14 protein-coding genes are annotated in these 13,684 nt (G+C 68.5%); 5 read left to right on the top strand and 9 right to left on the bottom strand.

Annotated features, from left to right (window positions below):
* Positions 1-2: 2 nt before the first annotated feature.
* Genes JYK02_RS16825 through nuoE form a run of 6 tightly spaced genes read right to left on the bottom strand, consistent with a single transcriptional unit; the run spans position 3 to position 6,644 of the window.
* Complete coding sequence (locus JYK02_RS16825; RefSeq protein ID WP_207052276.1) at positions 3-1,691, bottom strand: complex I subunit 4 family protein; 1,689 nt, start codon at positions 1,689-1,691, stop codon at positions 3-5.
* Positions 1,688-3,913, bottom strand: a complete 2,226-nt coding sequence (gene nuoL, locus JYK02_RS16820) for an NADH-quinone oxidoreductase subunit L (protein ID WP_207052275.1) — start codon at positions 3,911-3,913, stop codon at positions 1,688-1,690. The genes JYK02_RS16825 and nuoL overlap by 4 nt, the downstream gene beginning before the upstream one ends.
* Positions 3,914-3,938: 25 nt before the next feature.
* Entirely contained in the window at positions 3,939-4,241 is a 303-nt protein-coding gene (gene nuoK / locus JYK02_RS16815) for an NADH-quinone oxidoreductase subunit NuoK (RefSeq protein WP_171415993.1), read from the bottom strand.
* Positions 4,242-4,268: 27 nt separating this feature from the next.
* Positions 4,269-4,775: an NADH-quinone oxidoreductase subunit J family protein gene (locus tag JYK02_RS16810; protein ID WP_207052273.1), complete on the bottom strand. Its 507-nt coding sequence runs from the start codon at positions 4,773-4,775 to the stop codon at positions 4,269-4,271.
* A complete protein-coding gene (gene nuoF / locus JYK02_RS16805; protein WP_207052272.1) occupies positions 4,772-6,115 on the bottom strand; it encodes an NADH-quinone oxidoreductase subunit NuoF in 1,344 nt (447 codons plus the stop codon). The genes JYK02_RS16810 and nuoF overlap by 4 nt, the downstream gene beginning before the upstream one ends.
* Before the next feature lie 40 nt (positions 6,116-6,155).
* A complete protein-coding gene (gene nuoE, locus JYK02_RS16800) occupies positions 6,156-6,644 on the bottom strand; it encodes a complex I 24 kDa subunit family protein (protein WP_120527358.1) in 489 nt (162 codons plus the stop codon).
* Between the two features lie 104 nt (positions 6,645-6,748).
* Here nuoE and JYK02_RS16795 point away from each other — a divergent pair, with 104 nt between their 5' ends.
* The 3 genes from JYK02_RS16795 to serB all read left to right on the top strand — a co-directional run bounded on the left by JYK02_RS16795 (position 6,749) and on the right by serB (position 10,482).
* Positions 6,749-7,501, top strand: coding sequence for a TIGR02266 family protein (locus tag JYK02_RS16795; RefSeq protein ID WP_207052270.1), 753 nt, complete (start codon positions 6,749-6,751; stop codon positions 7,499-7,501).
* A gap of 56 nt (positions 7,502-7,557) precedes the next feature.
* Positions 7,558-9,213, top strand: a complete 1,656-nt coding sequence (locus JYK02_RS16790) for a serine/threonine-protein kinase (protein ID WP_207052268.1) — start codon at positions 7,558-7,560, stop codon at positions 9,211-9,213.
* A gap of 78 nt (positions 9,214-9,291) precedes the next feature.
* Positions 9,292-10,482 carry a phosphoserine phosphatase SerB gene (serB, locus tag JYK02_RS16785; protein WP_207052266.1) on the top strand — a complete coding sequence of 397 codons (1,191 nt, stop codon included), beginning with the start codon at positions 9,292-9,294 and terminating at the stop codon, positions 10,480-10,482.
* Positions 10,483-10,485: 3 nt separating this feature from the next.
* On the opposite strand, the gene JYK02_RS16780 is transcribed toward serB, so the two are convergent.
* A complete protein-coding gene (locus tag JYK02_RS16780) occupies positions 10,486-11,349 on the bottom strand; it encodes a general secretion pathway protein GspE (RefSeq protein WP_207052264.1) in 864 nt (287 codons plus the stop codon).
* 82 nt (positions 11,350-11,431) lie between these two features.
* On the opposite strand from JYK02_RS16780, the gene JYK02_RS16775 reads away from it, so the two are divergent.
* Together JYK02_RS16775 and JYK02_RS16770 are read left to right on the top strand one after the other, a co-directional pair.
* Positions 11,432-11,626, top strand: a complete 195-nt coding sequence (locus JYK02_RS16775) for a CPXCG motif-containing cysteine-rich protein (RefSeq protein WP_207052262.1) — start codon at positions 11,432-11,434, stop codon at positions 11,624-11,626.
* A 239-nt stretch (positions 11,627-11,865) separates the two neighbouring features.
* Entirely contained in the window at positions 11,866-12,306 is a 441-nt protein-coding gene (locus JYK02_RS16770; protein WP_242588776.1) for an Hsp20/alpha crystallin family protein, read from the top strand.
* A 123-nt stretch (positions 12,307-12,429) separates the two neighbouring features.
* On the opposite strand, the gene JYK02_RS16765 is transcribed toward JYK02_RS16770, so the two are convergent.
* Together JYK02_RS16765 and JYK02_RS16760 are read right to left on the bottom strand one after the other, a co-directional pair.
* Positions 12,430-13,059 (bottom strand): response regulator, encoded by a 630-nt coding sequence (locus tag JYK02_RS16765; RefSeq protein ID WP_043321054.1) that lies wholly within the window; start codon positions 13,057-13,059, stop codon positions 12,430-12,432.
* Between the two features lie 44 nt (positions 13,060-13,103).
* Positions 13,104-13,679 (bottom strand): KdsC family phosphatase, encoded by a 576-nt coding sequence (locus JYK02_RS16760; protein WP_207055154.1) that lies wholly within the window; start codon positions 13,677-13,679, stop codon positions 13,104-13,106.
* Positions 13,680-13,684 lie beyond the last annotated feature (5 nt).

Genomic DNA, 13,684 nt, shown 5'->3' with positions numbered 1-13,684 from the left:
GCCTACTCGCGCGCGGCGAGCGGCGCGGGAACGGAGGGGCGGGCCACGGCGGCGGAGGAGGGCAGCGCCATGACCTCCACGCGCAGCTGGTCGTCCTTCGCCTGGGTGGCGCCCGGAGCGCCCACGCTGGCGCGCGCCACGTAGCGGTCCGTGGACGGAGCGATGCGGTCCAGGAAGGGCTGCGGCATCAGGCCCATCACCGCCACCAGCACGATGAAGGGGGCCGTGGTGAGCATCTCGCGCAGGTTCATGTCGCGCAGGTGCTGGTTCTCCCGGTGCGTGATGCTGCCGAAGAACACCTTCTGCACCATCCACAGCATGTACGCCGCGCCCAGGATGACGCCCAGCGTGGCGAACGCGCCGAAGCCCAGGTGCAGGCTGCTCTTGAACGTGCCCATCAGCACCAGGAACTCGCCGATGAAGCCGTTGGTGCCCGGCACCGCCACCGACGAGAAGGTGATGATGACGAACGCCGCGGTGAACACCGGCATCACCTTGGCGATGCCGCCGTAGTCCGACATCAGGCGCGTGTGGCGGCGCTCGTAGAGGAAGCCGAACAGGAGGAACAGCGCGCCCGTGGACACGCCGTGGTTGAGCATCTGGTACGCGCTGCCCGTGGCGCCCTCACCGGTGACGGCGAGCAGGCCCAGCATGCAGTAGCCCAGGTGGCTGACGGACGAGTACGCGATGAGCTTCTTGATGTCCCGCTGCGCCAGGCACATCAGCGCGCCGTACACGATGCCAATCACGGCCAGCACCGCGAGGAACGGACGGGCCTGGTGCGCCGCCACCGGGAAGAGCGGAATCGCGAAGCGCCAGAAGCCGTAGGTGCCCATCTTCAGCATCACGCCGGCAAGAATCATGGAGCCCGCCACCGGCGCCTGGACGTGCGCGTCCGGCAACCAGGTGTGCACCGGCCACATGGGGACCTTGATGGCGAACGCCAGCGCGAACGCGGCGAACATCCACGGCCCGTAGGTGTGCAGCGTCGCGGCCAGGCCCGACAGGCCCGCGCAGGCGCCCTCCGGCCCGCTGCTGCACGCGGCCAGCTGCTGATTGGCGGCGAGCAGGTTGTTGTAGAGCGTGCCGTAGTCGAACGAGCGCACGCCCGGGCCACCGCTGATGAAGTACACGGCCACGATGGCCACCAGCATCAGCAGCGAGCCGACCAGCGTGTAGAGGAAGAACTTCACCGCCGCCATGCGCCGGTCTTCCGCGCCCCACACACCCACCATCAGGTACATGGGGATGAGCATGGCCTCGAAGAAGATGTAGAAGAGCAGGACGTCCATCGACGCCAGCGCGCCCAGCATCGTCGTCTGGAGCACCAGCAGCGCCAGGTGGAACTCCTTGATGCGGTGCTGGATGTACGTGGTGGAGGCGAGCACCACCAGCGGGCCCAGGAACACCGTCAGGAGCAGCAGGCTCACGGCCAGGCCGTCCACGCCCAGGTGGTAGCTCATCCCGAACTGCTGGAACCACGGGACGCGGTACTCCATCTGGAACTCCGCGCCCGACGGGTCGAAGCGGAAGTACGCCCAGACGCCGAACACCAGGTCCAGCAGCATGCCCACGAACGTGATGGCGCGGACCTGCCCGTGCTCGGAGGCCGGCAGGGCCAGCACCAGCGCCGCGAACACGAGCGGCAGGTAGATGACGACGTTCAACAGGTGGGTGTCGAAGAAGCTCATGAAAGCACCTGCACGAGGGCGTAGACCGCGCCGCCCAGGATGGCGAGCGCCATGATGGCGGCGTAGGCCTGCGCGTCACCCGTCTGGAGCCGGCGCAGCCCGAGGCCCACCTTCTCCGTGACGTACGCGGTGCCTCGCACCAGCACCGTGTCGATGACGAGCGCGTCCACCACGCGGAAGAGGATGAAGGCCATGAACTTCACCGGCCGGATGAGGATGAACTCGTAGAGCTCGTCCACGTAGAACTTGTTGAGCGCCGTGCGGCGCACCGCGCGCGCGAAGGCCGGCACGGGCTGACCCACCCGCGACGGGAAGAACTTCAGGTACGCGAAGGCCGCCGCGCCGCCGCCCAGCAGCGCCCACATCCACGCGAAGGCGTAGTCGCCGACGCCGGGCACGCTGGTGTCCAGCTTCACCGTCTCCGCCACGCGGGCCACCGTCTCCGCCGGGCGCAGCACCGGGGACAGGAAGTTCTCGAACACCGGCTGCGTCCCGCCGCCCGTGCGGGGCATCAGCGGCAGGGCGTAGACGAACGTGATGAAGGCGAGGAACGCCAGGATGACCAGCGGCAGCGTCATGTGCCACGCGCTCTCATGGGCGTGCGCCAGCTTCGCCTCCGGGGACCGCTTGCCCGTGAAGGTCAGCAGGTAGACGCGCGACATGTAGAACGCCGTGGACGCGGTGATGAGCAGGCCCAGCACGTAGACGAAGCCGGACACCCACTCCAGGCCGTGCAGGTGGTTGTGGTGCACGCCGTGGAAGATGGCGTCCTTGGAGAAGAAGCCGGACATGATGGGGAAGATGCCCGTGATGGCCAGCGTGGAGATGAGGAACGTGGCGTGCGTCCACTTCATCTCCTTCCACAGGCCGCCCAGCTTCTTGATGTCCGTCTCGTCCCCGTTGCCGTGCATCACGCTGCCGGCGCCCAGGAAGAGGCAGGCCTTGAAGAACGCGTGCGTCATCAGGTGCATCGCGGCGGCCCAGAAGACGCCCATGCCCACGCCCATGAACATGATGCCCAGCTGGGACACCGTGGAGTAGGCGAGCACCTTCTTGATGTCGTCCTGCGCGAACGCGATGAGCGCCGCCAGCAGCGACGTGAGCGCGCCCACGATGGCGATGGTCGCCATGGCGGTGGGGGAGAGCACCAGCAGCGCGCTCATGCGGCAGAAGAGGTACACGCCCGCGGTCACCATCGTGGCGGCGTGGATGAGCGCGGACACCGGCGTCGGGCCGGCCATCGCGTCCGGCAGCCAGACGTACAGCGGCAGCTGCGCGCTCTTGCCCGCGGCGCCCAGGAGGAAGAGCAGCATGATGGACGTCATCACGCCGCCGAAGGTGTAGCCGGACAGCGGCCCGGACTCGATGGGCGTGGCCAGGGACACCGCGCCGCCCGTGCCTTCCGGCAGGGCCAGGGCCAGCTTCTCCAGGCCCTTGAAGGTGACGGGGCCCTTCTCGGAGATGCCCTGCTCGTAGCGCGCCCGGCTGCTGCCCGCGGCGTTGTAGTCGCGCGCGTCCGCCTGGCGGTTGAAGGCGCTCACCGTGAGGATGAGCAGGAACGTGGCGATGAGGAACGCGAAGTCACCGATGCGGTTGGTGACGAACGCCTTGCGGCCCGCCCACGCCTTCGCGCTGTCCGTGTACCAGAAGCCGATGAGCAGGTAGCTGGCCATGCCGACGCCCTCCCAGCCCACGAAGAGCAGGACCAGGTTGTCGGCCATCACCAGCGTGAGCATCGCGGCGACGAAGAGGTTCAGGTACGCGAAGAAGCGCCAGTACCCGTCGTCGTGCTCCATGTAGCTGGTGGAGTACAGGTGGATGAGGAAGCCGACGCCCGTGATGATGAGCAGCAGGATGCCCGACAGGTGGTCCACCAGCAGGCCGAAGTTCACCCGGAAGTCACCCGCGGCGAACCACGTCCCGTAGTCGTGCGCGATGGCGTAGCGGATGGTGTCCCGCTCGATGCCGAACGGGTTGGGCATGCTGACCACGCGCCCGGCCGCCGCGTCGCTGGTGGCCCAGAAGGCCAGCACGCTCAGCACGAAGGCGCCGGCGATGGCGGAGCACGCCACCAGGTGCACGTTGGCCCGGCCCAGCCACTTGCCGAACACGCCGCACACGAACGCGCCCAAAAGCGGCAGCAGGATGATCAACCCCAGGGAGGGTGCGAACACCTCCGGGGGGATGGGTGCCGTTCTGAAGAATTCGACGATTCCGTCCATGGATGGGCTCAGGGGTGACGGGGCGTTAGTGCTTCATCGTCCGGATGTCGTCGACGTTCACGGAGCCGCGACTGCGGAAGACCGCGATGACGATGGCCAGACCGATGGCCGCTTCCGCGGCCGCCACGGCGATGACGAAGAAGGCGGACACGTGCCCGGTGCCCTCGCCGTGCATGCGCGAGAAGGCCAGGAACGTCAGGTTGACCGCGTTGAGCATCAGCTCCACGCACATGAAGACGACCAGCGCGTTGGTACGCACCAGCACGCCGAACATGCCCATGCAGAAGAGGGCCGCGGCCAGCAGGAGGTAGTAGGTGATGGGGACCATTGGGTTGTCCGGAAGAGGCGCTGGAGGTCAGATGCGGGACTTGGCCACCACCACCGCGCCCACCATGGCCACCAGCAGGAGCAGGCTGACCGCTTCGAACGGCAGCAGCCAGGTGGTGAAGATGGACTGGCCAATGGCCGCCATGGTGCCGAACGCCGCCTGGCCCTTCGCGTCGAACGTCGCGGGCTGCGCGTCCATGCGGCCCAGCGTCACGCCCAGCACGGCCAGCAGGCCCACCGCGGAGGCGCCGCCCAAGAGGCGCGTCACCGTGGGCTTGCCGCGGTGGGGCGCGTCCCCCAGGTTGAGCAGCATGATGACGAAGAGGAAGAGCACCATGATGGCGCCCGCGTACACGAGCACCTGCATCACGGCGACCGTGTGCGCCCAGAGCAGCACGTAGATGCCGGCCAGGAAGAAGAACGTCGACACCAGGGCCATGGCGGAGTTGATGGGGCTCCGCGCGGTGATGACCAGCCCCGCCGACAGCAGCGTCATGACGGCGAAGACGCCGAAGAGGACCAATTCGATGTTCAAGACCAGTCTCCGAAGGAACCCCAGGGGTGGTCACCGTACGGGCAGCGGTGCTCCCGAACGTGAGCCTCGAACTCGTCCCGGAACCGCATGAGGAAGGAGTGCGTGGGCAGCGCCGCCGCGTCACCGAGCGCGCAGATGGTGTTGCCCAAGCCGATGGGCGGGTAGGGCGCGATGGAGGAGGCGACGTTCGACAGCATGTCGATGTCGCTCATCTCCGCGCGGCCTTCCTCGATCTTGCGCAGCAGGCGCGTCTGCCAGGGCGTGCCCTCGCGGCACGGCGTGCACTGGCCGCAGGACTCTTCCGCGTAGAAGCGGGCCACGCGCCAGAGGCTGCGCACCATGCAGGTGGCGTCGTCCATCACGATGACGCCGCCGGAGCCGGCCATCGTCTGCTTCATCTTCAGCGCCTCGAACTCCAGCGCCACGTCCAGCTCGTCCGCGCCCAGCACCGGCGCCGAGGAGCCGCCCGGGATGACCGCCTTGACCTTGCGGCCCTTGGGCATGCCCTGGCCGTACTTGTCGTCGTGGATCAGCTCCAGGATGGTGGTGTGCATCCCCACCTCGTAGACGCCGGGGCGGTTCACGGAGCCGGACAGGCAGACCAGGTGCGTACCGCCGGACTTGTCCGTGCCCAGCTTCGCGTACCACTCCGCGCCCTTGGCGAGGATGGGCGGCACGCTGGCGAGCGTCTCCACGTTGTTCACCACCGTGGGGGAGCCGAACAGGCCCACCACCGCGGGGAAGGGGGGCTTCAGGCGGGGCCAGCCCTTCTTTCCCTCCAGGGACTCCAGGAGCGCCGTCTCCTCGCCGCAGATGTACGCGCCCGCGCCGCGGACGAGGAAGCAGTCGAGCGCGAAGCCCTCCTTGCCCATCAGCGACTTGCCGAAGATGCCGGCCTTGTAGGCCTCATCGATGGCGGCCTGGGTGCGCTCCGCCTGGAACTTGAACTCGCCGCGCAGGTACACGTAGCAGGTGTGCACGCCCAGCGCGTACGACGCGATGGCGATGCCCTCCAGCATCATGTGCGGGTCGTTCTCCAGGATGTAGCGGTCCTTGAAGGTGCCCGGCTCGGACTCGTCGCCGTTGACGGCGAGGTACTTGGGCTTGGGGCTGTCCTTGGGCACGAAGCTCCACTTCATGCCCGTGGGGAAGCCCGCGCCGCCGCGACCGCGCAGGTTGGACTTCTTCACCTCGTCGATGATGGCGGCGGGCTCCATGGAGAGCGCGCGCTTGAGCCCGTCATAGCCACCGCGCGACCGGTAGCTGTCGAGGGTCCAGGACTGGGGCTTGCCCCAGGCCGCCGAGATGACGGGTTCGACCGCCTTTGCCGTAGAGGCCATGGATGAACGTCCTAGGAAAGCGAGGGGGAGGAGGGGCGACTCACGACAGCCGGGCCAGGATGGCGTCCAGCTTCGCCTGGGTCAGGCGCTCGTGGTGATCCTCGTTGATCTGCAGGCAGGGCGCCGTCCCGCAGGACGCCAGGCACTCGGTCTCGCGCAGGGTGAACTTGTCGTTCGTCTCCCCGGCGGTCAGGCCCAGCTTCTGCTCCAGGTACGCGAGCATCTTCTCCGCGCCCCAGAGGGAACAGGACAGGTTCGTGCAGACGTCGATGACGTACTTGCCCGGCTTCTTGAGGTGGTACATCACGTAGAAGCTGGCGACCTCGTAGGCGCGCTCCGGCGTGACCTCCAGATTCTTCGCCACCAGCCGAAGACCTTCAGGAGGCAACCACCCCTTGAGGTCCTGCAGCAGGCGCAGCGCGGGAAGCATGCCGGCGCTTTTGCGATCAGAGGGGTAGTGCGAGAGGATTTCCGCGATCCCCGCGTCGAACTTCTTCTGCTCTTCAGGAGTGAACAGGGGCTCCGCCATGGCGGGCCGTACGTATTGCCGCAATGGCTTCGTTGTCAACATAAACCCTCGGCGGTACACTGGACCGCCATCAGCAAATTATTGAGCGATTTCAACCCCTTGTTATGAGCTTGGACCCTGCGGACCAGCGGCAGCACCCTCGTGTCCCCACCATCCTCCGGGTGGACTACGCCCATGGCCGGCCGCTGCGGGACGTGACGGAAAACCTCTCCGCCGGGGGCTTCTTCGTCCAGACCGAGCAGCTCTTCGCGGTGGGGGACGAGCTTCGGCTTGCACTTTCTTTCCCGGGACTGCTGGATCCGGTAGAAGTCGCCGGAATCGTGGCGTGGGTGCGCCTGGCGGCTCCCGATCAGCCGGGAGGCGTGGGCATCCGTGTGGAGAGCGAGCAGGACCGGCGGCGACTGGGTGACATCTTGAGTGCGGCGGGACCCAACGACAGCGCGGTGACCCCTTCGGAGCAGGACGGGTACCGTGTGCTCATCGTCGAGGACAACCCCCACATCATCGAGATGTACAGCTACGTGCTGAAGAAGCTGGCGAGCAACGACCTGCACGGCAAGGTGCCGCTGGAGGTCCACTTCGCGCCGGACGGGCACCACGCCCTGCTGCGGCTGCGCGAGGACCGCTTCAGCCTGGTGATGCTGGACCTCTACATGCCGGTGATGGACGGCTTCGCCCTGGTGGAGCGCATCCGGGAGGAAGAGGAGCTCAAGGGCATCCCGGTCATCGCCATCTCCGCGGGCGGCAAGGAGGCCCAGGAGCGGGCGATGCAGCTGGGGGTGGACATCTACCTGCGCAAGCCCGTGCGGTTCGTGGAAGTCCTGGAGACGGTGAAGCAGCTGCTTCGCATCCGGTAGTTCAACGCACCAGACGTTGATGCGCCGGGCGGGTGCCGCGTAGAGTCCGCGCACCCATGACGAAGCCCGCCATCCATCGTGACACCGTCAGTGGCGAGGCGCTGCTCATCCTGCAGAATCTGCGGGAGAACGGCCGCCTGGGACGCTCGAACAAGCTGGCCGACGTGAAGGCCGCCCTCGAACCGTCCGTCTCGCTGGAGTTCGACAGCTACTTCTTCTTCCTGCGCAAGTTCCACTACATCGCCATGGACCGCGAGGCCCAGCTCAAGCTCACCGAACAGGGCGAGCGGGTGGTGGAGGGGGACCTGCAGGACCGCTTCGCGTCGGAGGTCGACGACTTCTTCGCGGATCAGCTCCTGCCGGCGGAGGACGCCACGCACATCGGCCGTCCGCTGGACGAGGACGAGCCGATGAGCGTCCCGCCGCCGCCGCCGGAGCTGCTGCTGGACGAGGCGGAGGTGGACGGCTCGTCCGCCCAGGCCCAGTCCCAGGTCGGGCCGCCGCCCGTGCCGCCGTCCCGCACGCACCGCGTGGCGATGCCCGCACTGGATCTGGCGCAGGCCGCGACCCAGATGCAGCCCGCCGCGGCCGCGCCCATCGCGCCGCCGCAGCCGCAGCCGGCCTCCCGCCAGGAAGGTCCGGCGGAAGGGCGCCGGGAGACCTTCATCGGGCTGCCGCCGACGCCCGCCCCGGTGCCCCAGTCCGTCGTGGTGACCGCGCCGGTTCCCAGCGCGTCCCAGCCGCTCATCATCACCCCTCCGCTCTCCGCCGCGCCCGCTCCGATGCCCCCTCCCGCCTCCACGCCCGCTCCCGCAGCCCCGGTCCCCAATGCCGCCGCCGCTGCCGCCGCGAAGGGCACCAGCGACCTGGACCTGCGCTACCAGAAGTTCGACCCCATCGGCACGGGGCCGCTGGGCACGGTCTTCAAGGGCCGCTACAACGCCCTGGGGCTGGACATCTGCATCAAGGAGCTGAAGGACATCTTCGGCTACTTCTCCTTCCTGCAGCGCGGTGAGGTCCTCAAGCGTCTGAAGAAGGAGCTGTGCGCGCAGGCGCAGGTGCGCCACCCGGGCGTGGTGCAGATCATCGACCAGAACGTGGACTCGGCGCGGCCCTACTTCGTGGTGGAGCTGATGCGCGGCAGCCTGAAGGAGCGGCTGGAGGCCTCCGGCGGCAAGGGCATCGACGTGCCGCACGCGCTGCGCACGTTCCTGCAGCTGGCGTACGGCCTGAGGGCCGCGCACGCCGCGGGGCTCACGCACCACAACATCAAGCCGGAGAACGTCCTCTTCGACGCGTACGGCAACGCGAAGCTCGCCGACTTCGGCATGAGCCGCGTGGTGGAGGTGGACGCGACGAAGGGCATGCCCCAGGTGTTCGTGGGCACGGGCGGCATGGTCTACATGGCGCCGGAGCTGATGAACAAGGGCACCCAGGAGCCGGGCCCCTCCGCGGACGTGTACGCGCTGGGCATCCTGCTCTACGAGATGTTCACCGGGCAGATTCCGGGCCGCCGCTCGCCGCTGCCCTCGGAGGTGAACCCGGAGGCGCCCAGCGGGTTGGATCAGCTCTTCGACAAGGCCACGCAGGACCGGCGCGAGCAGCGCTACCCGGACGTGGACGCGATGCTGGCGGACTTCTACAAGGCGTTCCCGGAGCGCGAGTACCTGGATCGCGGCTCGCTCATCCTGTCGTCGGATCCGCAGGAGTAGCCGGCCCACCGGGCGGGCGGGCCTCCCTCCTCGAGGCTCGCCCGGTCCCGCGCGGACCTGTCAGACTGCGGCGCGCCCATGACCACGCGCCCTCCCGACAGCGTCCTCCTCACCGTCACCGGAAGGGACGGCCCCGACACCACCGCCCGCCTCACCGGCCTGCTCGCGAAAGCGGGCGCGGAGCTGCTCGACGTGGAGCAGGTGGTGGTGCACGGCCTGCTCACCCTGGCCCTCTGGGTGCGCGTGCCGGGCGGTGAGGCCCTTCAAGGACTCCCCGAGCTGGCCCGCGAGCTGGGCGTCACGGTGGACGTGCGCGCCATGCCCCCGGCCTCTCCGGAATCAGGGCCGGAGCCGCTGCGCTACGTCGTCACCGCGACGGGCAAGGCGCTGGGCGTGCGCGACGTGCACGCGCTGACGCAGGAGCTGGTGGCGGGGAAGGCGCGCGTGGAGCGCATCACCCGGCTGAGCGAGACGCCGCTCGCGGCAGTGGAGCTGCATGTCACGCTGCCCGCGGACGCGGACCCCACTGCGCTCAAGCGCGCGCTCCTGGCGCTGTCCATGGCGAGCCCCACGTTCGACGTGGCCCTCCAGCGCGAGAGCCTCTACCGGCGCGGCAAGCGCATGGTGGTGATGGACATGGACTCCACGCTCATCCGCATCGAGGTCATCGACGAGCTGGCGCGGGCGTACGGCGTCCACGCGAAGGTGGCCGCCATCACCGAGCGCGCGATGCACGGGGAGATGGACTACGACGAGTCCCTGCGCCAGCGCGTGGCGCTGCTGGCCGGGCTGGACGCGCGCGTGCTGCACGACCTGGCCGCGAACCTGCCGCTCACCGAAGGGGCGGAGACGCTCATCCGCGTGCTCCGGCGCCTGGGCTACCGCACCGCGGTCATCAGCGGCGGCTTCTCCGTGGCGGCGGAGGCGCTGCAGAAGCGGCTGGGCATCGACTTCGCGTACTCCAACGCGCTGGAGGTGCAGGACGGGAAGCTCACCGGGAGGACCGTGGGCACCATCGTCAACGCGCGCCGCAAGGCGGAGCTGCTGGAGACGCTGGCGAAGCAGGAGGGCATCCTGCTGGAGCAGGTCATCGCCGTGGGCGACGGGGCCAATGACCTGCTGATGCTGGAGAAGGCGGGCCTGGGCATCGCCTTCCGCGCCAAGCCGAAGCTGCGCGAGGCCGCTGACACGTCCATCTCCGCCGGCGGGCTGGACACCATCCTCACGCTGCTGGGGCTCACCGCGCGCGAGCTGCGCGAGGTGGGCTGAACGTCAGACGCGCATTCGCGCGGCCAGCTCGCGCTGCTGGACGGCGCCCTTCTCGAAGACGAGCTCCAGCAGGGCGCGCAGGATCTTCGAGCTCTTCTCCTGGTTCTGCTGCACCGTCTGCAGCCGGGCCAGGTCCTCCTCGGTCCACTCGGACGTGGGCGAGCCGCCCGCGAGGATTTCATCCAGGATGTCCGAGGCGCTGGAGCCCGCGGCGGCAGCGGCGGCGGGCGCGGCGGCCGCGCGCGCAGCAGGGGCGGGCGCGGCGGCGGCCGGCGCGGCGTTCGGGTCGACGATGTCGCTGATGCGTTTGACGACCGTCTTGCCGCTCATGTCGACGACCTTGAACTCCTCCTCCTCCGGGAGCTCGCCCGCGTCCTGCTGCTTGTTCGTGTCGGGCTTGAAGCGCTTCTTCTCCACCGGCTCCTGGCCGCGGTAGTGGCGCAGGATGGCGTGCTCGATTTCACGGTCGCCCGCCACCATGGGCACCACGCGGGCGCGGCTGCGCGCGGCGACCTGATCCAACGTGGCCAGGTCCGTGGGGTCGGACATGGCCAGCACCAGCGTCTTCCCGTTGTCCTTGAGCTGCACGGGGAAGATGCCCTTCTGCTCGGCGAGCCCCACGTCCACGCGCGCGAGCGCCGCCGCGTCCTTCGTCAGGTTGCCCAGCTGCACGCGGGGCATTCCCAATCCCTGGCAGATGGCCTGGGTGATGGTCTCCTCGGAGGCCAGGCCCAGGTCCGCGACGACGCGCGACACGCGACCGCCCCACTGGTCCAGCGACGCGAGCGCGCTGCGTAGCTGCAACTCGTCGATGACGCGCGCCTTGACGAGGATGTCCGCGATGCGATTCCGGGAAGGGGGAGCCATGGGGTGGGGATTCTAGCGTCTGATGGCGCGGACGCTCAGTCCACGTCACCGAACACGCCTTGAGAGCAAGGAGGCTTGCCCCATGCAGCCCTTCGCGGACGCCGCCACCCAGCTGTGCCCCTACTGCGGTGAGGAGGTCGAAGTCGACGTCGACTCGCTGGGCGCTTCCACCGAGTCCTACGTGGAGGACTGCCCCGTCTGCTGCCGCCCCTGGCAGGTGCGCGTCACCCGGGACGACGACGGCGCCAGTGTCATGCTGGGCCGCGACGACGACTGAAGTCCCGCGCGGCGGCCTCCTGGCAGGAGGGCAGGCGGGCGGGCGTGAGGGGCCGTTCCAGGGCCTCCAGGACGGTGGGGGCCGTTCCTTGACACGTCCCGAACCATGGTTCTCTTGAGTCTTGTAAGGCGCTGCCGGGCACCCCCGAACGACACAACGGGGCCCCGGACGCCGACTCAACAACGACTGTGAACCCGCACAACGTGCGTCCGATGGGACGACACGCTCAGGAGAAGACCATGCTGAACGCCCGCTATCCCTTCAACAACGCCGCCATCACCCACCCGCTGCTGCGCGACTTCGACTTCCTGTTCCGCGAGCTGGGCGTGCGCAACGACGCCGAGCGCACCGTCACGCCCGCGGCGGACATCCTGGAGGCCGAGTCCGGCATCACGCTGCGCGTGGACCTGCCCGGCCACGACGCCAAGTCCATCCAGGTGAAGGTGGAGGACGGCGTGCTGACCGTGCGCTCCGAGCGCAAGGCGGAAGACGTTCCGGAAGGCAGCACCCTGCGCCGCCAGGAGCGCGCCTCGGGCGTCTACGCGCGCCAGTTCCGCCTGCCTGACACGGTGGATGCCACCCGCGTGGAGGCCCGCTACGACAATGGCGTGCTCACCCTCACCCTGCCGCGCCGCGAGGAGACCAAGCCCCGCGTCGTCGAGGTGAAGGTCCAGGGTTGATGCGCGTGCATCAACTCCCCATCAGGGAGGCCGCTGCCCTCGCTGAGACGAGGCGCGGCGACTCCCGCAAGCAGTCTTACGACCCGAGGGCTTCCGCGGTGGCCGGCGGAAGCCCCCGCCTTGTTACTTGCGAGCAGCGCTGGTGTTGAGCGCCAGCGGAACCCGGAACAGCTCCATCACCTGCGTCACGTCCAGCGGCTTGGCCAGACACGCCACCGCGCCGGCCTGCTTGGACTGCTCCACCACGTCGGGCGTGTGATTGCTCGTCATGGTGATGAGGCGCACGCCCTCCATCTGCTTGCGCGCGCGGATGCGCTTGCAGACCTCGATGCCGTCGATGTCCGGCATGTTGAGGTCGATGATCATCCCGTGCGGCTTCTGCTCGGAGACGAGCAGCAGGGCCTCCACGCCGCTCGTCGTCGTCTGGAGCTCCACCTGGTTCGCGTGCGGCTTGAAGGCGCGCTTGATGGCGTCCAGCACCGGCCGCTCGTCGTCCACGACCAGCAGGCGCACCGTGCTGCTGCCCAGCTCCTCGGGCACGGGCATCTGGTGGGTGACCAGGAAGGTGCGCAGGTCGGTCGAACGCACGCGGCGGTGGCCACCCGGAGTCCGGAAGGCCATCAGGATGCCGCGGTCGATCCACTTGCTCACCGTCGACGGGTCCACCTGAAGCAACCGACTGATGTCGTGCGTCGTGTAGAGCTGGTCCGTCATCGCCGTACTCCCCTCGGACTGCATCGTTCCACTAGCCATGGAAATAAACACCTACCTTGAATGCGGGGTTTGATCAACCCACCCTACGACGTGCTGCGTTTACCTGTGCTTCGCATCAGACCCACGGCGTCGTCCCAACGGCCACTGGCACGGAGGCACAGCTCGACCAGCTCACGGGCGGCTCCGTGACCGCCCACGTTCTGCGTAACGAAGTCCGCTTCCTGGCGCACCTCTGGAACGGCATCCGCGGGACAGGCGGAAAGCCCGGAGAGCGACATGGGGTCCAGGTCGTTGAGGTCGTCTCCCATATACGCGCACTGATTCGCGGGTATCTGGAGTTGGGCGAGCAATTCCTGGAGAGCGGGACCCTTCTCCTTGCGGCCCTGGAAGATGGCGGCGAGACCCAATTCCCGGCCCCGCGCTTCGACGATGCGGGAGGTGCGCGCGGTGAGGATGGCGGCGGGCAGGCCCACCAGCCGGGCCATGACGAGCGCATGGCCGTCCTTCACGTTGAAGCGCTTCATCACCTCGCCGTTGTCGCCGTAGTACAGCGCGCCGTCGGTGAGGACGCCATCCACGTCGAACACGAGCAATCGCACTCGCGACGCACGGGACGTCAGCTCTTCCTTGCCCGGCTTGGAAGGCGCTTCCGTCTGCATGGCCT

Origin of the sequence: Corallococcus macrosporus (assembly GCF_017302985.1) — a bacterium.
Classification (GTDB): domain Bacteria; phylum Myxococcota; class Myxococcia; order Myxococcales; family Myxococcaceae; genus Corallococcus; species Corallococcus macrosporus_A.
The sequence above is the reverse complement of the archived record's forward strand: the minus strand, read 5'-3'. Positions and strand labels throughout refer to the sequence as shown.

Coding starts and splice junctions, on each gene's coding strand:
- JYK02_RS16825 (WP_207052276.1), bottom strand. CDS start 1,691: ATGAGCTTCTTCGACACCCACCTGTTGAACGTCGTCATCTACCTGCCG.
- nuoL (WP_207052275.1), bottom strand. CDS start 3,913: ATGGACGGAATCGTCGAATTCTTCAGAACGGCACCCATCCCCCCGGAG.
- nuoK (WP_171415993.1), bottom strand. CDS start 4,241: ATGGTCCCCATCACCTACTACCTCCTGCTGGCCGCGGCCCTCTTCTGC.
- nuoF (WP_207052272.1), bottom strand. CDS start 6,115: ATGGCCTCTACGGCAAAGGCGGTCGAACCCGTCATCTCGGCGGCCTGG.
- nuoE (WP_120527358.1), bottom strand. CDS start 6,644: ATGGCGGAGCCCCTGTTCACTCCTGAAGAGCAGAAGAAGTTCGACGCG.
- JYK02_RS16795 (WP_207052270.1), top strand. CDS start 6,749: ATGAGCTTGGACCCTGCGGACCAGCGGCAGCACCCTCGTGTCCCCACC.
- JYK02_RS16790 (WP_207052268.1), top strand. CDS start 7,558: ATGACGAAGCCCGCCATCCATCGTGACACCGTCAGTGGCGAGGCGCTG.
- serB (WP_207052266.1), top strand. CDS start 9,292: ATGACCACGCGCCCTCCCGACAGCGTCCTCCTCACCGTCACCGGAAGG.
- JYK02_RS16780 (WP_207052264.1), bottom strand. CDS start 11,349: ATGGCTCCCCCTTCCCGGAATCGCATCGCGGACATCCTCGTCAAGGCG.
- JYK02_RS16775 (WP_207052262.1), top strand. CDS start 11,432: ATGCAGCCCTTCGCGGACGCCGCCACCCAGCTGTGCCCCTACTGCGGT.
- JYK02_RS16770 (WP_242588776.1), top strand. CDS start 11,866: ATGCTGAACGCCCGCTATCCCTTCAACAACGCCGCCATCACCCACCCG.
- JYK02_RS16765 (WP_043321054.1), bottom strand. CDS start 13,059: ATGGCTAGTGGAACGATGCAGTCCGAGGGGAGTACGGCGATGACGGAC.
- JYK02_RS16760 (WP_207055154.1), bottom strand. CDS start 13,679: ATGCAGACGGAAGCGCCTTCCAAGCCGGGCAAGGAAGAGCTGACGTCC.